24 protein-coding genes, 1 tRNA gene and 1 other RNA gene are annotated in these 24,920 nt (G+C 34.3%); 3 read left to right on the top strand and 23 right to left on the bottom strand.

Annotated features, from left to right (window positions below):
- Positions 1-8: 8 nt before the first annotated feature.
- The 6 genes from SUDEN_RS05605 to mobB are packed head-to-tail and all read right to left on the bottom strand — an operon-like array spanning position 9 to position 5,642.
- Positions 9-1,142 carry a TRAP transporter substrate-binding protein gene (locus tag SUDEN_RS05605; RefSeq protein WP_011372697.1) on the bottom strand — a complete coding sequence of 378 codons (1,134 nt, stop codon included), beginning with the start codon at positions 1,140-1,142 and terminating at the stop codon, positions 9-11.
- Between the two features lie 10 nt (positions 1,143-1,152).
- Entirely contained in the window at positions 1,153-2,148 is a 996-nt protein-coding gene (locus SUDEN_RS05600) for a hypothetical protein (RefSeq protein ID WP_011372696.1), read from the bottom strand.
- Entirely contained in the window at positions 2,145-4,079 is a 1,935-nt protein-coding gene (gene metG, locus SUDEN_RS05595) for a methionine--tRNA ligase (protein ID WP_011372695.1), read from the bottom strand. Before metG ends, SUDEN_RS05600 begins: the two co-directional genes overlap by 4 nt.
- 22 nt (positions 4,080-4,101) lie before the next feature.
- Positions 4,102-4,308: a hypothetical protein gene (locus SUDEN_RS05590; protein ID WP_011372694.1), complete on the bottom strand. Its 207-nt coding sequence runs from the start codon at positions 4,306-4,308 to the stop codon at positions 4,102-4,104.
- Positions 4,292-5,134 carry a class 1 fructose-bisphosphatase gene (locus SUDEN_RS05585; protein ID WP_011372693.1) on the bottom strand — a complete coding sequence of 281 codons (843 nt, stop codon included), beginning with the start codon at positions 5,132-5,134 and terminating at the stop codon, positions 4,292-4,294. Before SUDEN_RS05585 ends, SUDEN_RS05590 begins: the two co-directional genes overlap by 17 nt.
- Positions 5,135-5,138: 4 nt before the next feature.
- Complete coding sequence (gene mobB / locus SUDEN_RS05580) at positions 5,139-5,642, bottom strand: molybdopterin-guanine dinucleotide biosynthesis protein B (protein WP_011372692.1); 504 nt, start codon at positions 5,640-5,642, stop codon at positions 5,139-5,141.
- A 96-nt stretch (positions 5,643-5,738) separates the two neighbouring features.
- Between mobB and SUDEN_RS05575 the strand changes: the two genes are divergently transcribed.
- Positions 5,739-6,230 (top strand): hypothetical protein, encoded by a 492-nt coding sequence (locus SUDEN_RS05575; RefSeq protein ID WP_011372691.1) that lies wholly within the window; start codon positions 5,739-5,741, stop codon positions 6,228-6,230.
- Positions 6,231-6,236: 6 nt separating this feature from the next.
- Here the strand turns inward: SUDEN_RS05575 and SUDEN_RS05570 are convergent, their stop codons facing one another.
- From SUDEN_RS05570 to rnpB, 7 genes are all read right to left on the bottom strand, one after another.
- Positions 6,237-6,521: a YggT family protein gene (locus SUDEN_RS05570; RefSeq protein WP_011372690.1), complete on the bottom strand. Its 285-nt coding sequence runs from the start codon at positions 6,519-6,521 to the stop codon at positions 6,237-6,239.
- A complete protein-coding gene (gene gltX, locus SUDEN_RS05565) occupies positions 6,518-7,816 on the bottom strand; it encodes a glutamate--tRNA ligase (RefSeq protein ID WP_011372689.1) in 1,299 nt (432 codons plus the stop codon). Before gltX ends, SUDEN_RS05570 begins: the two co-directional genes overlap by 4 nt.
- A 252-nt stretch (positions 7,817-8,068) precedes the next feature.
- A tRNA-Glu gene (locus SUDEN_RS05560) sits at positions 8,069-8,143 on the bottom strand.
- 92 nt (positions 8,144-8,235) lie between these two features.
- Positions 8,236-8,781, bottom strand: a complete 546-nt coding sequence (locus SUDEN_RS05555; RefSeq protein WP_011372688.1) for a response regulator transcription factor — start codon at positions 8,779-8,781, stop codon at positions 8,236-8,238.
- 93 nt (positions 8,782-8,874) lie between these two features.
- On the bottom strand, positions 8,875-9,081 hold the full coding sequence (locus tag SUDEN_RS05550; protein WP_041672241.1) for a hypothetical protein: 207 nt from the start codon (positions 9,079-9,081) through the stop codon (positions 8,875-8,877).
- A gap of 126 nt (positions 9,082-9,207) precedes the next feature.
- Positions 9,208-9,465: a hypothetical protein gene (locus SUDEN_RS05545; protein ID WP_011372687.1), complete on the bottom strand. Its 258-nt coding sequence runs from the start codon at positions 9,463-9,465 to the stop codon at positions 9,208-9,210.
- A 202-nt stretch (positions 9,466-9,667) separates the two neighbouring features.
- An RNA gene (gene rnpB / locus SUDEN_RS11150) (RNase P RNA component class A) lies at positions 9,668-10,010 on the bottom strand.
- A gap of 175 nt (positions 10,011-10,185) precedes the next feature.
- Between rnpB and SUDEN_RS05540 the strand changes: the two genes are divergently transcribed.
- A complete protein-coding gene (locus SUDEN_RS05540; protein WP_011372686.1) occupies positions 10,186-10,803 on the top strand; it encodes a TetR/AcrR family transcriptional regulator in 618 nt (205 codons plus the stop codon).
- Positions 10,804-10,879: 76 nt separating this feature from the next.
- On the opposite strand, the gene SUDEN_RS05535 is transcribed toward SUDEN_RS05540, so the two are convergent.
- From SUDEN_RS05535 to mltG, 10 genes are all read right to left on the bottom strand, one after another.
- A complete protein-coding gene (locus SUDEN_RS05535) occupies positions 10,880-11,434 on the bottom strand; it encodes a 2-oxoacid:acceptor oxidoreductase family protein (protein ID WP_011372685.1) in 555 nt (184 codons plus the stop codon).
- An 11-nt stretch (positions 11,435-11,445) separates the two neighbouring features.
- Complete coding sequence (locus SUDEN_RS05530) at positions 11,446-12,303, bottom strand: 2-oxoglutarate ferredoxin oxidoreductase subunit beta (RefSeq protein ID WP_011372684.1); 858 nt, start codon at positions 12,301-12,303, stop codon at positions 11,446-11,448.
- A gap of 1 nt (position 12,304) precedes the next feature.
- On the bottom strand, positions 12,305-13,438 hold the full coding sequence (locus SUDEN_RS05525) for a 2-oxoglutarate synthase subunit alpha (RefSeq protein WP_011372683.1): 1,134 nt from the start codon (positions 13,436-13,438) through the stop codon (positions 12,305-12,307).
- Positions 13,438-13,773: a 4Fe-4S dicluster domain-containing protein gene (locus SUDEN_RS05520; RefSeq protein WP_011372682.1), complete on the bottom strand. Its 336-nt coding sequence runs from the start codon at positions 13,771-13,773 to the stop codon at positions 13,438-13,440. Before SUDEN_RS05520 ends, SUDEN_RS05525 begins: the two co-directional genes overlap by 1 nt.
- Before the next feature lie 190 nt (positions 13,774-13,963).
- Positions 13,964-14,836: a succinate--CoA ligase subunit alpha gene (sucD, locus tag SUDEN_RS05515; protein ID WP_011372681.1), complete on the bottom strand. Its 873-nt coding sequence runs from the start codon at positions 14,834-14,836 to the stop codon at positions 13,964-13,966.
- Positions 14,837-14,849: 13 nt separating this feature from the next.
- A complete protein-coding gene (gene sucC / locus SUDEN_RS05510; RefSeq protein ID WP_011372680.1) occupies positions 14,850-16,025 on the bottom strand; it encodes an ADP-forming succinate--CoA ligase subunit beta in 1,176 nt (391 codons plus the stop codon).
- A 21-nt stretch (positions 16,026-16,046) separates the two neighbouring features.
- Entirely contained in the window at positions 16,047-17,438 is a 1,392-nt protein-coding gene (fumC, locus tag SUDEN_RS05505) for a class II fumarate hydratase (protein WP_011372679.1), read from the bottom strand.
- 4 nt (positions 17,439-17,442) lie between these two features.
- The gene (gene mdh, locus SUDEN_RS05500) at positions 17,443-18,402 is read right to left on the bottom strand and encodes a malate dehydrogenase (RefSeq protein WP_011372678.1); all 960 of its coding nucleotides are present in this window, start codon (positions 18,400-18,402) and stop codon (positions 17,443-17,445) included.
- A gap of 147 nt (positions 18,403-18,549) precedes the next feature.
- On the bottom strand, positions 18,550-20,739 hold the full coding sequence (locus SUDEN_RS05495; protein ID WP_011372677.1) for an NADP-dependent isocitrate dehydrogenase: 2,190 nt from the start codon (positions 20,737-20,739) through the stop codon (positions 18,550-18,552).
- Between the two features lie 139 nt (positions 20,740-20,878).
- Positions 20,879-21,823: an endolytic transglycosylase MltG gene (gene mltG, locus SUDEN_RS05490; protein WP_049752234.1), complete on the bottom strand. Its 945-nt coding sequence runs from the start codon at positions 21,821-21,823 to the stop codon at positions 20,879-20,881.
- Here mltG and SUDEN_RS05485 point away from each other — a divergent pair.
- Entirely contained in the window at positions 21,753-24,920 is a 3,168-nt protein-coding gene (locus SUDEN_RS05485) for an AsmA-like C-terminal domain-containing protein (RefSeq protein ID WP_041672237.1), read from the top strand. The genes mltG and SUDEN_RS05485 overlap by 71 nt on opposite strands.

Raw genomic sequence — 24,920 nt, 5'->3', positions numbered from 1 at the left:
CTTTTAATTTATCTAACATTTAAAAAGTATCTAAGACTAGCGTCACTCCACTCTTTAGAGAGGCTTAAATGTTTCTGTATAGACTCATTTACTATCTTAAAGTCGCTATTTTTTTGGCCAAACTCATCAAGAACCTCTTGTAATGCTACTTTTGCAGCAGTTATTACATCCAGAGGAAACTCTTTTATCTCTATATTTAACTCACGCAAATTTTTAAGTGCATGGATGTTTTCATAATGAAACTCATAAGTCATATTTGAATTCATCTCACTGCTCGCAACTTCTATCATACTTTGATGCTCAAACGCCAACTTATTCCAAAACTGTTTATTAAAAGTTAGTTCGAGGATAGATCCAGGCTCATGCCATCCAGAGTAATAAAATGGTGCTACTTTATAAAATCCCATCTTTATATCCAGTGCAGGACCAACCCATTCGGTAGCGTCAATGACACCTCTCTCAAGTGAAGTATAAATCTCTCCAGCAGGAAGAAGAACTGAATTTACTCCCATTTTTGAAAAAACTTCTCCACCAAGTCCTGGAATTCTCATCTTGAGTCCATTCATGTCAGAGAGCGAATTTATCTCCATTCTAAACCACCCGCCCATCTGTATGTTTGTGTTTCCGCCCATAAAAGGGTAGAGATTATTTTTTGCATAATGTTCTCTCCATAATTCCAACCCGCCACCATAGAGCATCCATGAGTTTATCTCTTCAGAAGTAAAACCAAAAGGAATACCGCTATATAGTGAAAATGCACTATTTTTACCTTTCCAATAATATGGACCAGAGTGAAAAGCATCTATCTGTCCACTGCTTGCGGCATCAAAAACAGCAAGATCAGGAACGAGTACATTTTTAGGATAGATTTTTATCTCCAAAGAGTCACCGCTTATATCTTTAACTCTCTGGGCAAACTTCTCAATACCAGTACCAATAATTGGAAAACTCCCTGGCCAACTCGTTGCTAGCTTTATAACTGTTTTTTTATTTCTATTTATATTTACTCTTTTTTCATCATCGCTCTTAAATTTTGGATGCTTAGAGTAATCAATAGCCTCTCTGTTGCTATCATTGCACCCATTTAGTGCTAAGGCTGCTGAGGCGGTAGTTGCTGTGGCGAGAAAATCTCTTCTATTCATTACATGTACCTTAAAAATCCATAGTTAATTGTGTTTGATTTGATAGAGGCCTATTTAAAATTGACTTATCAACGCCTACGATTAGGGCAAAATTGAAGAGATTGTTTCTTAAAATATTTACAATCTCTTTCTCATTTTTATATCTAAAGATATTTTTGCTATCTTTTGACTCAACGTCATGAGGGAGTACAAAAATAGTATTTGCCCATGACGCATGTTGTTGTAAAAAAGAGATTTGCTTCTCTATAAGCTCTATATTTGGTTCAAATATAAGCACTTTGTCACTAGAGCCAAAATTTTTAATCTCAAATTTTTTGTTTGTAAAAACTGGTTCAAAATGCTCTATTGGAGTGAATTTCTTTAGTTTATACTCTATCTTAAGCGTTTTATACAGATGTAAAAGTTCCTCTAAATAGGGAATGAAAAATGGCGAAATAAGCTGTCTTTCATAAAAAACATTATCATATATAAAAGATGTTTCAAAAAGAGTTTGCTCCATAATTTCAACTGGCTCAAAAGAGGCAATTGGCATTTTTTTAACAACTGCGAATATCTCTTTAGAGGTAAGGGCAGGGCTAAAGAGGAGGATGGTTTTTGTTTCGACTTCTGAAATAATTTTAAAAATAGATTTCAAATCTCCGCAAATAGTGCGAAAATTTGGCAAAGTTATCACTTGCAAAGAGAGTTTTAAAATAATCTCATTGCACTCATAAGCGACTATCTCTTTTTCAATAGTTTTAAAACGAATTAGTTTCTTGAGCGCATTATCTAGACTGTCTGCTTTTATCCAAGCAATTTCATTATCACTTATTTGTGCGGGTTTATCAAAGATAACTCCATAAGCACCATTCTCAACTGCGAGCGGAATCTCTTGCGTAGTGTACGCAAAAAAAAGATCGCCTCTCTTTACTTTGAGAGCATCAAAGGCAATATTTTCAAAACTATGAACATAAGGCTCATTAATAAGAGTAGTTTGAGTAAGTGCTAAAAAGTTTTCGAGTCTCATCCAATAGGCGTGCCTGCTTTTTTAGGTTTTTCAGGTCGTATCAAACACAACCCATCTTCATCTTTAGCAGCAAGAAGCATTCCCTCTGAGATCATTCCCATAAGTTTTGCAGGTTTTAAGTTCGCAACAACACAAACTTGAGTATTTATAAGAGACTCTGCGCTATAAAACTCTCTTATTCCAGCAACTACCTGTCTAGGTTTTCCTTCATTCAAGTCAACTTGAAGTTTTAGAAGTTTTTTACTCTTCTCAACTTCTTCTGCTGCGATTACTGTCCCAACTTTGAGAGAAGTTTGAAAAAATTGCCCAATTTCTATAAGATTATCACCCTCACACAGACTTTGTTCCGCAGCCTTCACGCTCTCTTTTGTAATATTTGGTTGAGCAAGTGGGGCTTCAGGCATAAGCGGCTCATCAACACGTGGAAATAGAGGTGGAACAGGTTTAATATTAAACAATTTTAAAAGCTTTTTCTCTTGAACAAGCTCTCTGTAGCTCTCATGAGAGATAGAAAAGTTTAGAGCATCTGCAATAATATCTGTAGTGCGAGGCATAACAGGATGAAGCATAATAGACGCTTTTGCTAAAATATTTGCAACAAGTGCTACAGTAGAGAGCGCTTCATCTTTTTTTCCATCTTTCATCTTAACCCATGGAGCATGCTCTTCAATGGCTTTGTTCCCGATAGAAAATAGTTTCCATAACTCCTCTAAATAGCGATGCGTTTGAAAATTTTTCATAAAAATATCGAGTGAATCAAGTACGACATTCATCGCATCAATCTCTTTTTTATGATATTTTAAAACATTAACACTCTCTATCTCAAAATCTGAGTATTTACCACTCATACCAATGATACGATTTAAAAGGTTTCCAAGGTCGTTACTTAACTCTGAGTTTATCCTATCTATAAATGCTCTTTGAGAAAAGTCTCCATCTTGCCCAAAAGGTACTTCTCTGAGCATAAAATATCTTAAATTTTCAACGCCATAAACATCAGCAACTTGTTTTGGAGAGATAACATTGCCTTTTGATTTACTCATCTTCTCGCCATCCCTAGTCCACCATCCATGTGCACCTATATGCTGAGGAAGAGGCAAATCAATACTCATTAAAAATGCTGGCCAGTAGATTGCATGAAAACGAAGTATATCTTTTCCAACAAACTGCACTGAAGCTGGCCAATAACGCATATTTTCCTCTGTAGTTCCATATCCAAGAGCTGTAATATAGTTCATAAGAGCATCAAGCCAAACATACATAACATGCTTGTCATCTTTTATAGAGTTTGGCATCCCGACACCCCATGTAAAAGATGTTCTTGTGACTGACAAATCTCTAAGTCCGCCTTTTACAAAGTTTATAACTTCATTTGCACGAGAACGTGGAAGGATAAAATCAGGGTTCTCTTCATAGTGCTTTAAAAGGGCATTTTCATATTTAGAGAGCCTAAAAAAGTAACTCTCCTCTTTGACAATATTTGTACTTCTGCCACAATCAGGACAAAATTCACCATCGACTAGTTGCGTCTCAGTAAAGAAAGTCTCACAACTTACACAGTAGTGACCCTCATAAAAATCTTTATATATATCACCTTTTGCATACATAACTTCAAAGGCTCTCTGGACACCCTTTTTATGCTCTGCATCAGTTGTACGAATAAATTTATCATAGCTTATATCAAACTCATCCCAAAGGTTTTTAAAAGAGGCACTTATCTCATCTGCAAACTCTTGTGTTGGCTTAGAATTTTTTTGAGCAGACTCCTCTATTTTTTGACCATGTTCATCAGTACCAGTTAAAAAATAGGTATCTTCACCTTTGAGCTTCTCATATCTAGCTAGAGTATCAGCTATAAAAGTAGTATAAGCATGCCCAATATGAGCCTCTCCGTTAACATAATAGATAGGTGTTGTTATATATTTACTCAATTTTTATCCTTAAAATTCAAATTTAAAACTCAAAGCCACCAGTATCTCCTTTGGACATACTGTTGTAAACCGCTTTAACATAATCAGTTCTAAGCTCACAGCTTAGATAAAACTCGCATTTGCTACAACTTTCTAAGCTTTTTGCACTCTGACAATCTTGAAGCTTTACAATCATATCAACAAGATAAAGTTCAAATTTATCCAACTCTTTGCTATTGGTTGCTTGCATAAACTTCTCTTACTCTTTGTATCTCATATTTTGAGCCAAAAAAGCATGGTGAAGTATCATGTATATGTGCATATTCAAGGTTCATTAAATCAACTGCACCATCAATGGCTTCTCCCCCAGCTCTATTAAAGATAAAAGCAAATGGAAAAACTTCAAAAAGCTTGCGAAGCTTTCCATCTGGCTTATCTGAAGTGCTAGGATAACTAAAGAGGCCACCGCCTTTTAGCAGTATTTGATGCAAATCTGGAACCATTCCTCCAGAGTATCTTAAGCGATAACCCTCATTAAAAAAGCTATCAACCATCTTTTTATGATAAGGCTTCCAATTTTGTTGAGTTCCACCAGGTGCATTTAACTTCCCTTTTTCATTGAGACGAATCTCTTTTACAAACTCAAACTCTTTGCCTTGAAGAAGGTGTAGTTTCGTTTTGTTATGAGCAAAAACCATCTCAACGCGAGGACCAAAAACAACGTAACATGAAGCTACCATGTTTTTTGCTCCAAATGCACCTTCATATATTCCAAAAATAGAGCCTACACTAAGGTTCACATCTATTAATGATGAGCCATCCAGAGGGTCATAAGCAATAAAATATCTACCATCTTTATGTAGTATAACCTCTCTCTCTTTCTCTTCACTTGCAATTGTATGAATAGAAGTTACATGTGAAAACTCCTCTTCAATAATCATATCACATTTTATATCGAGCTGAAGTTGCGTCTCTCCAGAACTATTTTCTTGCTGTGAATAACCTATATCTTTGGTGTCTATTGCATCTTTTATTCTTATTGCTGTTCTTTGTATTGCGCTAAATATGTCAGTCATCTATTTAAACTTCCTTTGCATTTTTTAATATCCACTCTATTACATCTTGACAACTGTTTATGTCTAAGATAGCAACATTTTTTGGAAAATCATATCTGCTTATATCTATGCTACCATCAGTCGCTAAAGCATTCATGTATGGAAAATACTCAGCATCTAAAGAGTCCCTAAAGACGCTTATTCTAGGAAGAGGAAGGTTTTTAAGCCCTTCAACTAGCAAAATGTCAAACTTGTCAAAAAGTCTAATCATCTCATCTAGTTCTTTTTGTCTTTGAGAGAAGTATGTAGTGCGATTTGGAGAAGTTACAATAACCTCTGCGCCAGTATCTGCAAATTTATAACTATCTTTGCCTTCCACATCAAAACGAGCTTTATCTTTTGGGTCATGTTTTATAATGGCTACATCCATCTTATACTCATGTATGAGCTTTCTCGCCACTTTTAATATAAGTGTCGTTTTACCACTATTTGATGGGCCTGTAAATGCTACTGCTAATCTTTTTTTCAATATGTTAACCCTCTTAAAAATTAAGTGATTATACAAAATAGTCTTTAAAAGGTTGTTTAATAAGATATAATTCTCTCACTATTTCTAGGGATTTAAATGAAGATTTTTTTACTATTTTTAACTTTTATGCTACTTTTTAGTGGATGTTCTAAAAAAAACGCCTTTTTTGCGTTTAAAATGGATAGAGAAAAAGAGTTAAGTGCTTCTAGTATTCAAAGCAGTAAAATAGTTTCAAAAGAGGGCGAAGTTATGGGGGTTATGTCTTCCATTTACCTCAATGAAGTCTATCCTGAATCATTTAATGGATATGAATATTTCATTATTCTTTTATACCTCAAAGATGTAAAAGAGCTCAACAATCCAAATAACACCATTGAGAGTGATTTAAAGCTCACACTAAACTCAAAACTGCCAATTAAAGTAGAAAAACTACCTAAAGAGAATCAATTTTCACACTTAATTAATAGAAAAAATGACTGGACAAACTCTTACATAGTAGCATTTGAGCAAGCAGAATCTATAAACCTTTTCCTAGAAGACAATCTATCTTCATCTGCTGTAGTTTTAAAATACAAAAAAGAACAATAGCTAAAATTACAAAGCATGTAATAAAGAGCTAAGTAATACAATAACTATCTCTAGTCCAATAACAATAACAAGTGGTGCTAAATCTAAACCATTAAAATTTGTCTTTATATATCTTCTAACAAGCGCATAAGCTGGATTTGTGACTCTGTACAAAAATTGGACTATAGGATTAAATGGGTCTGGATTTACAAAACTAAGAAGTGCTGCAATAATTACAACCCATATATAGACATTTATAACTCCTATTGCTATAGAACCCAAACCTTGAATTATCTCTATTAAAATGCTCATTTTACAATCTCACCTAAATAATTTTTGATATGTTTATATACTGTGGCAATATCTGGTCCATGTTCAGAACCCATTAATAAAATTCTTAGCGGCTTAAAAAAATTTTTTCCCTTAAGTCCAGACTCTTGTATAATGTAGTTTTTAAAATCTTCATACTCCTCAAAGTAGGGTGCTTTTTGTATAATCTTAACTATAGTCTGTGCATACTCTTTAAACTCATCTGGAATATTTTTTTCTGCAAAAATTAGCGCTATCTTTGCTCTTAACTCTTTAGTTGTACTAGCTTCTTCAAGATATATTTTAGCAACTTCTCCAATTTGAGCATCTGCAAAACCAACATATCTTGATAACTCTTTTGCATCTAAGATTTTTAGATGTTCCTTGTTTACATGTTTTAACATGTTTATGTCGAAACGGGCAGGGGATTTAGATATATTTTCTAAACTAAACCACTCAATTGCCTCTTGTATAGTAAATATCTCTTTTGGCGGTTTGTTTCCTATTAATATTAAATAATTTGCAATTGCAGATGGAAGATAACCCTCCTCAAGAAGCCACTTTACACTAGAAGCGTCATCTCTTTTGCTCATCTTCTTACCATCATCATTTAAGATGATAGGCAGGTGTGCATACTCTATATTTTTACTGTATCCAAGAGCTTCTCTTATAAGAATCTGTTTTGGTGTATTACTTACATGGTCTTCGCCTCTAATAACAAGTGAAATGTCACTAAGCATATCATCAACTGCACATGCAAAGTTATACATTGGCGTCTTGTCTTGTCTCATAATGATGAAACTATCTATATCATTTGGCTCGAATTTTATTTCGCCCTTAATATGATCTTTTATGATAATTGGCTCTAGCGGTTTTCTTATTCTAACCGTAAAAGGGTGCTCATTGTCTATCACAAGCTCATCAGGAAGTGAGGCACACGCATCATCATATCTGTAAGCAGTTTTACTATTTTTTGCCTCTTCTCTTTTTTTATCCAGCCAATCAGATGAACAAAAGCAGTTAAAAGCTCTCTTGTCTTGCAAAAGTTGAAGTGCCATAGCTCTGTGAAAACGAAAATTTTCACTCTGATACATGACAACAGAGTAATCAATACCAAAAAGATTTAAAATATCTAATATCTCTTTATCTTTACCCTCAATATTTCTGTCTTTGTCCGTATCTTCAATTCTAATTACTAAATCTTCTTTTCTCTGCTTTGAGACAATATAGTTAAATATAGCAACTCTTAAGTTACCTATATGCATATCACCCGTGGGACTTGGAGCAAATCTTAACATTAAAAATCCTAAAAATAATTTTCGTGATTTTATCGCAATTTAGCTGAGGAGAGGTTTTTTTATCGTCAATTCTAAGAATGTGTAGTAGTATAGAAATGTCTTAAAAATTGCACAATTAATTGATGACTCAAAATTGCATTATGAAAATAAAATTGTCTCACTTGGTTGTTGAATGGGCAAAATAAAAAAATGTCCCAGAGAAAACTTAAATTTTAAAGTATTGTAAAATAGAGGATTAAAAGGTGTATGAAGTGGTGACCCCGAGGAGAATCGAACTCCTGTAACATGGATGAAAACCATGGATCCTGACCGCTAGACGACGGGGCCACTCTATAGCGTTTTTTTCAGTTTTAATTACTGAGCCGAAATTATATAGATTTTATTCTTAATAAAATATAAAAACTCAGTAATTTTTTTAATTATTCGTAAAAACTGCGAAGCGCTCTTATGATTACAGCATTTTTAGAGATGCTCTCTGCTTTAGCATTCTCATTTACAATCTCATATAAATCTAATGGAAGAGAGATAGAGAAAGTTTTTGTCTCAATTTTTTTCTTCTTAGCAACCATTGCAACAACGCTTGTTAAAAGTTCTATAATTTTTTTAGTATCTATTGGTTTTTGGATAAAGCTATTTACACCAACCTCAATTGATTCTGATATTTTTTCAATATCATTGCTAGCAGAAATAACAATAATAATTTGAGTAGGGTTAATCTCACGAATTTTGCGAGAAAGCTCTATACCATCCATTTCAGTCATTATAATATCAACAAAAACAACATCAGGAGCTGATTTTAAGTAAGTTTCTAATGCTTCTTTTCCATTAAAGCATGATCTTACGTCTGAGAAAAAATTTTTAAAAGTAGAGCTGAGCAGCTCATTTGCGACTTTCTCATCTTCAACAACCATCGCCGATAATTTTTTAGTTTCTTGTGTTAGTTGTACCAAATCTATATTAGACATTGCACGATCCTTTATTTTTAAATCATGAAAAGATTATATCAGATAATTGGGTAACAAATCAAACTGTTTTTAGCTAATAAAAACTACACTAATTCAATTATATTTTTTAAATGCCTCAAGCCACTCTAAATCAGACTCTTTTGCACTCTCTTTTTGATCAAGCAGTGACCCTATAATGCTAAGTAGAGTCTCCTCGTCCATAAATTTCAATAAATTGGGATTGATGTTTGTCTTGTGAATGTCTTCATAACTGTTTAATAGATTTTGAATATCGTTAATTAGTTGTTCTTTTCTTTCCATCAGTTTTTTACTCTTATGTTATAGTTTATAATTCTTCTCTTATAGGCTGTGTATTATGTCTCAAGCTATTAATCAATTTATATATTGGTTAACATAATGTAAATTCTATTGAAAGTATTTTATATCTTATTTTATTAAAATTGATTTAGATATCGCTTTTTTTATCTCTTCGACATCCAGATTGCCACTTATTTTTAATTCCATGTTGCCATCTGAACCAGTTATATCCATATCTTTGATTTTTTGTTTAGATTCATCACTCATGCAATCACATTTGCCTGTTTTACACTTTTTAACCATTTCTATTACAGTATTCTTTTTTATTGTGCTACTAAATTTTATGCTTACACCATTTTCATATGAAGTTACATCTGTTTTTTTCATAAAAAATCCCTTTATTACGATTTTAATATTAGATAATATATCTAGATATAACCAATAAGCTGAGTTTATTTAACTTCTTAGTATAGCGTATTTAGCGCTAAATTGTAACAACTTCTATATGGATAATAAGTGTTTACAGTTACACCACGGTTACAATTAAAAAGTAAATAGTGAGATAAGCCCTATAAATAGGCTTTTAAAATGAATAGGTACAACGTAAGCCGAGTTTTGTTTTAATAGTATTAATCTACTTTACTATTCACATAGTAACTCTAGCGAAACAGTAGCATAGCAAAACATGTAGTTTTACTTTAAGAGGCTGACCATCTGTTTCTTGCTGCCATGTTGGGTTTACAAGCTCTCTATATTACTATAGAGACTGGTGGTCTCTTACACCACCCTTTCACCTTTACCGCTAAGCGGAAGTCTTCTCTCTGTTGCACTTTCCCTCGCATTGCTACGGCCATTAGTTAAATGGAACACTCTCTTATAGCAGCTCGGACTTTCCTCTTGAAATAAATTCAAGTAACTATCTGTTGTACCTATGAAATAGTACAGAATCATTCCTTTATATCTCTTTTTGGGCATAGTTAACAACTGTTCATATTTAAACTTGCTATTATGAACAGTTGTTCTTTACGCATAAGGTTTAATTAACAATTGTTCATATATAATTTCTTTTATATTAACGATTGTTCATATCAATAGAAAAGGACTGTAATGCCCGAAATTAGCATAGGTAAAGAAAAAACTGGTACAAAACAAAAGATACTAAAATCTTCATCCAAACTCTTCTCTGAGCATGGATTTAAAGCTACTAGCGTACGAAAAATAGCATCTGAGGTAGGAATAAGAGAGAGTGCTTTATATAATCACTTTAAAAACAAGGAAGAGATATTTTTATGCGTTGCAAAAGATATTTTTACTACACCATTCTCGCAAATAGATAGTGATATTAAAGAATCTGCACTAAAAGGAAAGGTATTTTTACAAAAATTTTCTATGCAATATAAGCTTCTTACATTTGATAAAAACAACGAAAATATGTTCAGGCTCTTGATGATTGAACTTTTTCAAAATCAAGAACTTAGAGAGCAGTTTATAAGTGAATTTCACAATGAAAACATCAAGATTTTATCTGAAGCCTTTTTTATTATGATGCAAAATTCTCTTATTCGTTCTGCAGATCCGATGATGGTTGCTTATGAGTTTTTATCCACCCTCTTCTACATTAGATTGCAAGTTACGCTGCTTAGATTTGATGCGTTATCAACAAATGCGCTCTCAACTCAATTTGAAAAACATGTTGATTTTTTTTGGGAGAGTATTAGGGTATAGTTATAGATTTTATAATATTGTTTAGTATTATAAATTTGGTTAAAAAAAACGGCTCCAAAAGAGCCGTTTTTTGGAATTATGCGATAGCTTCTAGTGCGTATTTTTCACCGAGCTCATAAGCTAATTTATTTGCTGCATGAACTTTTGATGGTACTTTTGAGAGCATTGTCTCTATTAAAGAATCTTTATCTATTGGCTTCATTATAGTATTTGCAATAGCTAGAGCAACAACTGATTGTGTAATAACATTACCAACCTCTTCTTTTGCTATTGTAATAATTGGAATTTCTATTATATTCCATGTTTTTCTATCTTCATCCGTAGGTTTTACTAAGTTTGGATCAACAACGATTGTTCCACCTTTTTTTACTCCACCCTTAAATGAGTTATAACTCACCTGAGCAACCGAAAGCATAAAGTTTATTTCGCCATCATTTGCGTAAGGATAAAAAATTTCTTCATCATCAAGCGTGATATCAACAACAGTTGGACCACCACGTACTTGAGAGGTGTACGTTGCTGTTTTTAATCCATGTCCACCAACTTTAATTTTTGCCGCTGCAAAAATTTCACCTGCAAGAAGAACACCTTGTCCGCCAACACCTGTAAATCTCATTAATGTTCTAGCCATTGTGTTTCTCCTTATATTTTTTTCTCAAAATCATTTTGAGTAATTGTTTTTCTAGTGCCTTGATGTACTTTAATTATCTCTGCATACATATCACAGTATTCAGCTGCGTTTGTATCCTCTTTTAAGATACCTGTTGGAAATTTATTTAACTGCTCTTCAGGAGAGAGTTCATCATACTTCTTCTTAGGAATAGTAATACTATCAATCCACTCCAAATTCTCCATAGCAGAAGCCATCTTGTTTTTTCTACCAAGATTTATATGACAGTTTGACATAATATCAAGGAAAGAGAACCCTTTATGCTCTATCGCTTTTACAAATACTTTTTCAAGTTTTTTAGGATCAAGCATAGTTTCTCTTGCAACAAAAGAAGCTCCTGCTGCTATAGCTAAATTTGCAGCGTCAAAAGTTGGGTCAATATTACCAGCTTTTTGCGATACAGTCCACATACCTTGCGGAGTTGTAGGACTTGTTTGTGAATTTGTCAAACCATAAATAAAGTTATTGATTACAATCATAGTAATATCTATATTTCTTCTACAACCATGTATTGTATGGTTTCCGCCAATAGCTAAGGCATCACCATCTCCAGCAACACAGATAACATGTTTATTGGGATTTGCAAGTTTAATTCCTGTAGCAAATGCGACTGTTCTACCATGTGTAGTGTGAACTGTATTAAAATCTATATATGATGAGAACCTTCCCGAGCACCCTATTCCAGATACAACACAGACATCATCTTTATTGAGACCTAATTTATCAATTGCTCTTACAAAAGCTTTTAAAATAACGCCATCTCCACAACCCCAACACCATAGTGTCGGCATTTTTTCTAATCTTAAATATTTATCATAATTAAATGCCATTTTATAGCTCCTTTACTTTATTCACAATTTCATAAGGAGAAATTGGTCTTCCGTTTACTTTAAAGAGACCTTCAATATCAAGTCTTCCAGTTGAACGTTGTACTTCATCTCTATATTGACCTATATTTAACTCTACACATAAAACCTTTGGTATTTTAGCTGCAAGTTCTCTCATTCTATCTTGAGGACTTGGCCATAAAGTGATTGGTCTAAATAAACCAGCTTTAATTCCCTCTGCTCTTAAGTGACGAATTGCCTCTTTTGCAGCAAGAGAAACAGAACCATAAGCAATAATCAAGATTTCAGCATCATCAAGAAAAAATTCTTCATTTAGCTCAATCTCATCTTTGTGAAGTTCAACTTTATCCTCTAATCTTTGAATAAGTTTTCTACATGTCTCTATCTCTTCAGTTGGAAAACCTTTTCTATCATGGTGCAGTCCAGTAAAATGGTATCTATACCCTTTAAACATAGGGTTTAATACTGCTGGTTGATCATGCTCACATTGATATGGAAAATACTCTTCAGCTGGTCCATCGAACTGTTTTCTTGGAACAATAGCGTCTCTCACTTCATCCTCTGTTGGAATAACAGCTTTACCATGCATGTGACCTAAGGTCTCATCAAGTAAAACAAAAACAGGTTGCATAAATCTATCTGCTAGATTGAACGCTCTTACAGTTTCTGTATAACACTCAGAGAGCGATCCAGCACATAGTGTGATTGATTTATAATCACCATGTGAAGGATTTTTTGCTTGTGCAACGTCACCTTGAGATACACGAGTTGGAAGACCAGTTGAAGGACCACCACGCATAACATTTACTACAACTAAAGGAACTTCAGTCATTTGAGCAAGTCCAAGATTTTCAGCTTTTAATGAAATACCAGGTCCAGAGGTAGCAGTCATTGTTCTAACGCCGCTCATTCCAGCTCCAATTGCAGCAGCAACACCAGCAATCTCATCTTCCATCTGTATACATGCACCGCCAACTTCTGGCATCAAATCAGACATCTCGTGCATAATTTCACTTGATGGAGTAATTGGATAACCACCAAAAAATCTACATCCAGCGTCTCTTGCAGCTAAAGCGGAAAGTTCATTGCCGCTTGAAATTATTTCTCTAGTTGCCATTATTTAGCTCCTTTTTGGTCTAGTGACATATAGTTATTTGCAATAATTGCAGCTTGACGCTCTTTTGCATCATCTGTAAGTTTTGCAAATTTAAACTCTTGTTTATCAGCTACATATATAGCAAAGTCTGGGCATGATAGCTCACACTCATTGCACCCGATACATGATTCAGGATTATTCACAGAAATCATAGCCCCCAAAGTTGATGATGCATCATAAACCATTCCAAGTACACCTGAAGGACATACTGATACACATATATCACACGCCTTACAATTGCTTGTATTTACCCACACAGGCACATTGCCTGGGTATTGAATCATCGCAGCTCCCATTTGTTCTCCTCTTTTTTTTAAATTACCAAGTAAGTTTTTACTTGTATTTGATGTTAATTTCTCCATCAACATCAATCTTGTTTTCATAAACAGATTAACTAAGTTTTATTAATGTAACTCTAAATTGTGCTAATAACGCTTCTTAAATAACATATATGTTACCTAATGAGGCTCGCACAAATTCTTTAAATTACTTTGCTAAAACCTCTGCTATTGCCTTTCCAATATCTGCTGGAGACACTACAACTTTTACACCAGCATCTTCAAGTGCAGCCATCTTCTCAGCAGCAGTTCCAGCGCCACCGCTAACAATTGCTCCAGCATGCCCCATTCTTTTGCCTGCAGGTGCAGTTTGACCTGCAATAAATGCAACAACGGGTTTTGTAATATGCTCTTTTATGTATGCTGCAGCTTGGATTTCTAAATCTCCACCGATTTCACCAATCATAACGATTGCATGAGTCTCTGGATCTGCTTCAAACATTGGCAGTAGTTGTTTGTATGAAAGCCCGATTATCGGGTCTCCACCTATTCCAACTGCTGTAGAGATTCCAAAACCTTGTTTTACAACTTGGTTGGCACCCTCATAAGTTAGAGTTCCAGATTTTGAGATAAGCCCGATGTTTCCTTTTTTGAAAATCATCCCTGGCATAATTCCAATTTTGCACTCTTCAGCTGTAATAATTCCTGGACAGTTTGGTCCAATTGTTTTCATGTTGTGTTTTATTGCGTAAGCTTTTGCAGCTTGCATATCACGAACAGGAGCACCCTCTGTGATAATAACTGCAAGCTCAATTCCAGCATCTGCAGCTTCCATAACAGCGTCTGCAACAAACGCAGGTGGAACAAATATCATAGAAACAGTTGCACCTGTAGTTTTTACAGCCTCTTTAACAGTGTTAAATACTGGCTGACCTAAATGCTCAGTTCCACCTTTATTTGGTGTAACACCACCTACGATTTTAGTTCCATAAGCTAAGCACTGCTCAGCATGAAAAGAACCCTCTTTTCCTGTGAAACCTTGAACAATTACTTTTGTATCTTTATTTACTAATATACTCATAAAAAACCTCTCTTTACTTAGCTTGCGCAGCAGCTGCTACTGCTTTTGCAGCACCATCAGCTAAATCTGTAGCTGCTATAACATTTGCAATGTTTGCATCTCTTAAAATCGCTGCTGCTTCTTCTGCATTTGTACCATCAAGACGAACTATTACAGGAACATGAACATCTACAAGCTTAGTAGCTTCTAAGATACCATTTGCAATACGATCACATCTAACAATTCCACCAAAAATATTTACAAATATAGCTTTAACTTTTGGATTTTTAAGAATAATCTCAAATCCTTTTGCAACTGTCTCAGCATTAGCTTTTCCGCCAACATCCAAGAAGTTTGCAGGTGTTCCGCCCATGTAGTTGATAGTATCCATTGTTCCCATAGCAAGCCCTGCTCCATTTACCATACAGCCGATTTCGCCATCAAGACTTACATAAGAGAGACCATATTTACCAGCTTCACGCTCATCAGCATCCTCTTCACTTATATCTCTCATATCTTCAATATCAGGGTGGCGACCAAGAGCAGAATCATCAAATCCCATCTTTCCATCAAGTGCTAAAAATTCACCGCTTCCAGTTTTTACAAGAGGGTTGATTTCTATCATTTCTGCATCATTTTCCATATAGAGTTTATATAGTTTTGAAGCAAAACTTATAAGTTTTTTTTGCTCATTTGGATCAGTAATACCTAAACCAAATACAAGTTCTCTTCCATGGAAACCTTGAAAACCGATAGCTGGATCTACTGCTATTTTGATAATCTTCTCTGGAGTATTGTGAGCAACATCTTCGATAGCCATACCACCCTCAGTTGAAGCCATAATTACTGGCATTTCACGAGCACGATCAAGAACAACACCAAGATATAACTCCTCTTTAATATCAGCGCCCTCTTCAATGTAGAGCTTTTGAACAAGTTTACCCTCAGGTCCTGTTTGATGAGTTACTAGAGTCATACCTAAAATTTCTTTAGATAACTGCTCTACTTCTTCTAATGAACGAGCAAGTTTTACACCGCCACCAAGACCTCTTCCTCCTGCATGGATTTGGGCTTTTACAACCCAAATAGAACCACCTAATGTCTCTGCATTAGCAACTGCTTGTTTTACACTCTCAGCCATCAAACCTTTTGGAGTTGGTACGCCGTACTTTGCAAAAATCTGTTTCGCTTGATACTCATGTATATTCATCTATTTTCCTTTGTTTAAATTTTACGCTCTTGGCGATATCATATCTTTTGGTATAACATACTTATCAAACTCTTCAGCACTGAGCAGTCCTAAATCTATTGCTGTTTGCTTTAGAGTTGAACCGTTTTTATGTGCTGTTTTTGCGATTTTTGCTGCATTTTCATAACCTATATAAGGGTTAAGTGCAGTTACAAGCATCAGTGAGTTATTTAGATAAAAATCTATTTTGTCCTCAACTGGCTCAATTCCTACAGCACAATGGTCGTTAAATGAGATGATAGAATCCCCAAGAAGACGACATGATTGTAAGAAGTTATAAGCAATTACTGGTTTAAATACATTTAACTGAAAATTTCCCTGACTAGCTGCAAAGCCGATAGTTGTGTCATTTCCCATAACTTGACATGTAACCATAGTTACAGCTTCGCTTTGAGTAGGATTTACTTTACCAGGCATAATAGAAGAACCAGGTTCATTCTCAGGAATAGTAATCTCCCCTATTCCACATCTTGGACCAGATGCTAGCCATCTAACATCATTTGCTATTTTCATCATATCAGCAGAGAGTGCTTTTAATGCGCCATGAGCATATACAAGAGCATCATGAGATGTAAGAGCGTGAAACTTATTTGGAGCAGTTATAAAGTTGTGTCCTGTAAGTTCTGTTAATTTTTTAGCAACTCTCTCACCTAATTCTGGATGAGCATTAAGTCCAGTTCCAACAGCAGTTCCGCCAAGTGCAAGTTCACGAACAGCTTCTAGTGAATCTTTTGCCATTTTTTCGCACTTATTTAGCATCTCAACCCAACCGCTAATCTCTTGACCCAAAGTAAGAGGTGTTGCGTCTTGAAGGTGAGTTCTGCCGATTTTTACAATCGAATCAAATCTAGTGGATTTCTCTATCAGTGTTGCTTTTAGTTTTGCAATTGCTGGTAAAACACGAGTTTCTACTGCGATAACAGCTGCTACATGTAGCGCTGTTGGATAAGTGTCGTTTGAGCTTTGAGATTTGTTTACATCATCATTTGGATGAACTAGTTTTTCTACCCTAAAATTTCCACCAAGAATTTCAGTAGCACGAGAAGCTAGAACTTCATTGTTGTTCATGTTAGATTGTGTACCTGAACCTGTTTGCCAAACAACAAGTGGATATTCGCCATCTAATTTTCCAGCTAACATATCGTCACACGCCTCTGCAATTGCATCAGCTTTTTTTGCATCTAATTTGCCAAGATCTTTATTTACAAGTGCGACAGCTTTTTTAAGATATGAAAACGCTCTCGTTATCTCATAAGGCATCTTCTCTTCGCCAATAGCAAAGTTTTCAATTGATCTTTGAGTTTGTGCAGCCCAATAAGCGTCTATAGGAACCGCAATCTCTCCCATTGTATCTTTTTCTATTCTTGTACTCAAACTACTACTCCCCTTTATCAAAAAATTTGTTTTTATTTAATGTATCTATCAAAGTTCTAACGGAGTTACATGAGCCTTCAAACATAATTTTTTCTGACTCATCAAGAGATATTTCTATAATTTTTTCAGCTCCATTGGCACCTAGCATTACTGGAACTCCTGAAACTACATCTGAGTGACCATATTCACCCTCTAAAAAAACTGCACATGGATGAATCTGTTTTGTATCTTTCAAGATTGCTTCTACCATTAGTGCTGTTGCTTTAGCAGGAGCATAATACGCTGAGCCAGTCTTTAGATGTCCTACAATTTCCGCACCACCATTACGAGTACGAATTACAATTTCGTTGATTTCAGATGTGGACATAAGATCAGTTAAAGGAACACCAGCTACAGTTGAATAACGAGCAAGAGGAACCATATCATCTCCATGTCCGCCCATCACTGAAGCACGAATCTGTCCTCCACCATACCCTAGTTTTTCCTGAATAAAACTAGCCATTCTCGCACTATCTAAAATTCCAGCCATACCTATTACACGGCTTCTATCAAAACCGCTCTCTTTTAGTGCTACATAAGTCATAGCATCGAGTGGATTTGAAACCATAATTATGATTGCATCAGGAGAATATTTTGCAACCCCAGCAATTACATCTTTTGTAATATTTGCATTTATCATAAGCAAATCATCACGGCTCATACCTGGTAATCTTGGGCTCCCAGCAGTAACAACAACTACATCGCAGTTAGTTAAATCTGCCATCTCCTCAGCAACACTAACTATTGTGTGGCTTCTAACAGCAGCAGCAGCCTGACTCATATCAAGTGCTTTACCTTTAGCAACATCTATCTTGTTATCACGAAGAATTATCTCATGACAAGAACCAAGCATTGCTAAGGAGTATGCTACAGTTGCACCAACATTTCCAGCGCCTATAATTCCTACTCTTTTTCCTTGATTCATACATACTCCTTGAAATTTAAATTGTAAAATATTAACAAAATATTGTACTCAAAGACATTTTTTGCCTTTTCTATAATACTAAAAAGTATCACAAAAAAAGAAAAAGATTGCTACATGTAGAGAAAAAATCTCTACATGTAGTTAATATTATATGCTATCAACTATCTTATTTAAAGTTGCAGAAGGTCTCATAGCAGCCTCTGCTTTCTTATCATCTGGGTGATAGTAGCCGCCAATATCTTGAGCTTTACCTTCAATAGACAATAACTCTTCAATAATTTTTGCCTCATTCTCTGTTAAAGCCTTGGCAATAGGTGCAAATTTTGCCGCTAATTCTGCATTTTTACCTTCACTAAGAGCCTTAGCCCAGTATTGAGCCAAGAAGAAGTGAGAAGCTTTATTGTCTGGCTCTCCAGCTTTTCTTGATGGGGCTTTGTTGTTATCTAAATACGCAGCGTTAGCGATATCAAGAGCAGTTGTAACAGCAGCCAATTTATCATCAGAGTTTTTCTGAGCAATAAATCTTAAAGACTCAGCAAGAGCTAAAAACTCACCTAATGAATCCCATCTTAAGTGCCCCTCTTCTAAGAATTGGTCAACATGTTTAGGAGCAGATCCGCCAGCACCTGTCTCAAATACACCGCCACCAGCTAAAAGTGGCACAATTGATAACATTTTTGCAGATGTTCCAAGCTCTAAAATTGGGTACATATCTGTTAAGTGATCACGTAAAACATTTCCTGTTACAGAGATAGTATCTTCACCTTTACGAACACGAGCATTTGTATATTTAGCAGCAGATGCAACATCCATAATTGGAAGTTCTAAACCTGTTGTATCATGATTTTTTAAGTACTCGTTAACTTTTTTAATCATATTTGCATCATGAGCACGATTCTTATCTAGCCAGAAAACAGCAGGAGAACCAGTTAGACGTGCACGCTCTACAGCAAGACGAACCCAGTCTTGAATTGGAATATCTTTAACACGAGACATTCTCCAAATATCACCAGCTTCTACGTTGTGAGACATTAATACCTTACCATTTTGTTTCACTTCAACACTGCCATTTTCAGCAATCTCAAAAGTTGTTGGGTGAGAGCCATACTCTTCAGCTTTTTGAGCCATAAGTCCAACGTTTGCAACATTACCCATAGTTGTAACATCGTATTGACCATTAGCAACACAATCATCAACCATTGCTTTATGGAAAAACGCATAAGAAGCATCAGGAATTACAGATACACACTCTTGTACTTTTCCGTCACGGTTCCACATTTTACCGCCATCACGTACAACAACTGGCATAGAAGCATCTATGATGATGTCGTTTGAAGCGTGTAAGTTTGTGATACCTTTGTCAGAATCAACCATAGCCATTGGAGGTTGAATATCATAAGTCGCTTCTATAGCAGCTATAATTTCAGCTTTTTTGCTTGATTTTTCTAATTTTTTGTATAAGTCACCAAGACCCATATTTGCATTGTAACCAATAGCAGTTAGTTCATCGCCATATTTAGCAAAAACATCTTTGAAAAATACTTTTACAGCGTGACCAAACATAATTGGATCTGAAACTTTCATCATTGTAGCTTTTAAGTGTAGTGACCATAAAACACCATTCTTTTTCGCATCATCTAAAGTTTTTTGATAAAACGCTTGAAGAGCTTTTGCTGACATAAATGTAGCATCCATAATCTCTTTATCAACTACATCATTCAATGTTTTTAAAACTTTACCGTTTAATTCAATAGTAACAGGAGCGTTGCCTTCTACAATAACTGACTTTTCATTTGAGAAAAAATCACCGCCGTTCATGTGTGCAACATAAGCTTTAGATGGAGATTCAAATGCTCTAAGTTTATGAGGATTTTTTTGAGCAAATCTCTTAACAGCTGCAGCCGCACGTCTATCTGAATTACCTTCACGAAGAACAGGATTAACTGCTGAACCTAAACAAGTAGAGTATATCTCCTTAAGTGCTTTTTCTTCATCAGTTTTTGCATCTTCAGGATAATTTGGAACATCATACCCTTGAGCCTGAAGCTCTGTAATACACTCAATAAGCTGACCAACAGAAGCAGAAATATTTGGAAGCTTAATAATGTTGCCATCTGGTTGTAAAACAACATTGCCTAATTCAGCTAATTCATCATTAATTCTTTGCTCTGGTTTTAATCTATCAGAAAACTTAGAGATAACTCTACCAGCTAGTGAAATATCACTGGTAACTACTTCAACACCTGCTGCTTTAGTAAAAGCATTTACGATTGGTAGTAACGAATACGTTGCTAAAGCTGGTGCTTCATCTATTTTTGACCAAATAATTTTTGACATCTTTATTGTCCTTAGTGATATTTTATATTTTTGCAATAAGGTAACACTTGCTACAAAAACTTACAAGGGATATCTTACCACTAAGATAAATAATATGACGAAACATTGCCTAAGTATTCACTGTTTTCAAAATAGTGTTTCATTTTGTAGCACGACTTATATTGTCTAAATGTGTAGAATAGTTACATGAAAAATCATGTGTTCCTTTTTTTGAGCGCATAAAGTAGAGATAGTCGCTTTTTGCGGGAAATATTGCAGCTCTGATAGCATTAATGCTAACATTGCACACAGGACTCTCTGGAAGACCGCTGTTAAGGTAGGTATTGTATGTTGATGTATCTTCTTTTATTCTTGCTGGTGTCACTTTTACATGTGAATATTGTCCATAATTAAGAGTTCCATCCATCTGTAGTTTCATCCCTTTTTTTATTCTGTTATATATCACAGAACTTACAAGTGGCATCTCTTCTGCATTGGCAGATTCTTTCTCTATTATTGATGCAATTGTTACAAATTGAAACCATTTTTTTTCATTATATAGCCCAAACACTTTTTGTGACAAGCTTCTCATTTGTGCATCAGACTCATTTAACAAAACTCTAATAACTACTTTTTCTGTTATCCCAATTGGCAATCTATATGTATTTGGAACAAAAGCGCCCTCAACCCAAGATGTTTGAAGTGCATACTCTTTTTCTAAAATATCTCTATTGAGCCTTAACTGCTCCGCCAACTGATTTAAAAAAACATAGGTTGTCTCCCCCGGTATGAGAGTTACATTTTGAAGTGCCGCTTTTGCTGTTGTTAGTTTATATAAAAAATCCCATCTGCTGTTGAGCGTCGTTTTCATATTAATCCAACCGCTTTGTGGAGAGCCAAAAATTCTGAGTAAAAGCGCATCAAGTTTGCTAACATTGTAATTTTTACTATCCATTTGTGTTATAATTCTGCCAATAGAACCTTCAGGAATGTATATTACTCTAGGGGAATTTACAGGCTCATTTAGGTAATACATGAACGATACTACAATTATCAACACAATATCAAAAATCCATTTTACAATTGTTAGTATCTTATCATTCATTTTTTTACTTCTCTTTACTCTTTTTATATTTTTACAAAATGGAATTTTTTTACAAAATATATCATTTGAAAACATCAATGTTGAGAAATTATACATAAAATGGGATAAAAAGATAACTCTATATGCTAAAGAGGTAGTTGTAAAAGAGCAGAAAAATCAAGATGTTTCAATTGATGATATAAAAGAGCTTTTATCATTACTTAAGATAAATATTTCATATCTAAACCTATTTGAAGAGGTTACGATTGACAAAATATCTTTTGGGCAAACAGATATAGCAATTAACTACAACATCTCAAAAGATGGTTTTTTAAAAATATCCTCTCCATATATGGAGTTGGACGCTAAACTTATCTCAAGAGATTCTCTTTTCCATCTTAGTATTGAAAAATTTCATATTTTAGACAAACATGTAAATGTAGATGGTGATATTGTTTTTGATTCAAGAGATGAATTAGAACTTACCACTTCGCTTAAACTACATGTAAAAGACAGTACGACACTCAAACTATATGCAAATAGCAACAAAGACAAGCTACGCTACGCTATAGAGTCGGACAAATCCATAAAAAATTTAAAACATATTACTGAACTCTTTGATATTGATGAGAGAGTAAAATATTGGGTTGATGATGCAATAAAGCTTACAAGTCTTGAGATTAGCTCATTTTATGGATGGCTTGAGTATAAAAATCTAAAAGATGCTTATCTAAACATTTATGCTAAAGCGGTTGCAAATGATTTGATTTATACTTATGATACAAAAGTCGCTCCTATTAGAACAAAATCTACCAACTTAGAGTTTAAAGACGGGGTGCTTTTCATAAGACCACAAAATGCCTACTCTTACGATTTTTTCCTTGATAAAAGCTGGTTAAAAATTGACTTTACAAAACAAGAAGAGATTCTATCTCTCTACCTTCTTTTTAGTGGAAGCGCCAATAAAGATTTGTTGCAACTACTTCAAAGATATGAGATAAATCTTCCATTTATTCAAAACAGAGGGGCAATTGATACAAATCTTACATTAGATATTAATCTTATCTCTACTGATGTAGAAGCCATTGGAAGTTTCTACGCAAAAGAGGCACAGATAAACTACCTTGACCTCGATATTGACATATATGACGCAAATATATCAATAAATAATACTCACGTTGAAGTTAAAGATATGAGCGCAAAATATGAAGATATAGCTTACGCACATGTAGATTTAGATTTTAGTGGTAAAGATTCAAGTGGAAAATTGACTTTTAGGTTTGATTCGCTTGAATTTAAAGATAATAATCTCTCTTTGCAAACCACACAAAATCCACTCTTAGCTACATACTTTATATCTCCGCAACAAGATTATCTAGAGATTGATAAATCGAGCTGGAAGTACAATAAAGAGAGTATAAAAATAGATGCTACAAATATAGCATTTGATATAAAAAATCTCAAAGCCAAAGTTCCACCTACTAAAATTGAACTCTCAGAATTTGCTTCTGTTGTTCTGTCTGGGGATGTTTTTTTTAAGCCAAAACAGCTAAATTTGGATGTAATGGTTAAAAAACTTAATTTCTTTGGCTTAAATTTAGACAACCAAATGCCAAAATTAAAAATCATACATGATAAAGATACAACTTCAATATCTTCAAAAACAGCTCTAAATTTCACTCTTGATAAGCAGATAATAAATCTCAATAACATCTCTGTTGACATCTCAAGTGAGTTTGTAAGATTTAAAAATATAGCGCTTGATTATAAAGATGTTTTAAAATCAAATATTAGCGTTGAGTATGATCTTAAAAATGAGATTGGTGTCGTAGATATGAGTGATACAACACTCAAAAACTCTACTTTTGGAGAAATTTTTAAAAATGAAAAAACTACTCAGCTTATTTTACAAAACAGAAATAGTAAAATTTATCTAAGTTCTAAAGAGTATAAATTGGATTATATTTTTAGTGACAATGGTTGGTTATTGGACTTAAACTCTTTAGAAGAGATTGTTAAAAGCTCAAAAATTTTAGAAAAATATGCACTCCTTGATGGAAGCATAAGAGTAGAAAAAAGAAAAAATAATGAAAATATACTATTTAATCTTGATTTAAATTATGAGCATAAATTTCTTGTAGATGAAAATATTCCTGTTGAAAAATATATAGTTGATGGAACTTATAACACAAAAAATAGCGAAGTGGCTTTGAGTATAAATAGTGTAATAGATATAAAAATCAAAGATTCTATAGATATAAAAGCAGATAATATAGGAGTTGATATTCATGAAATTATTAATATCTTTAGTGATGAAAACAGCACGCAAGAGAGCAAAAAAGCGACTTTGCCAATTTATGTAAATGCAACAAATAGTTATATTTATCTAAGCCAAAATAGACAAGCAATATCGCAAAGCATCAACTTTAAATATGTAGATGATATCTTCTCTGCAGAGCTAAAATATAAAGCTGGCAAAGCAACATTTCTAAGCAAAAACAATGATTTTCATCTACATGGAGAAAAATTCAATGATGAATTTATGGAAAAAATATTTTCTCTCTCAAAGTTTAAAGGTGGCAAAATGGAGTTTTATATTAGTGGTCAATTAGATGAGTATAGCGGTACTGTAAACATTGTAGATACTACTATTCAAGATTATAAAATTTTAAATAATATTCTTGCATTTGTAAATACTGTTCCATCTCTTGTGACATTCTCACTTCCTGGATATAGCAAACAAGGCATAACAACTAAAAATGCATATATGAACTTTAAACTTAAAGATGATGTGTATAACATCAGCGATATATATTTGAAATCACAAGAGATAGAAATTGTTGGGCTTGGAGAGGCAAGCATAAAAGAAAATAGTATTAATTTAGACCTTAATTTAAAAACACAACTTGGAAGCTCTTTCTCAAAGATTCCTCTACTTGGGCATATTTTACTTGGAGAAGAGAGCATCTCTACAACACTAACGGTAACTGGTGCGCTTGATGACCCAGATGTAAACACTCAACTGGCAAAAGATATAGCAATTGCACCTTATAATATCATCAAGAGAACGCTGATGATTCCTCTTGACTTATTTAAAGACAACAAAGATAAAGAGTAA

The sequence above is a fragment of the Sulfurimonas denitrificans DSM 1251 genome, from assembly GCF_000012965.1.
GTDB classification, from domain to species: domain Bacteria; phylum Campylobacterota; class Campylobacteria; order Campylobacterales; family Sulfurimonadaceae; genus Sulfurimonas; species Sulfurimonas denitrificans.
The sequence above is the reverse complement of the archived record's forward strand: the minus strand, read 5'-3'. Positions and strand labels throughout refer to the sequence as shown.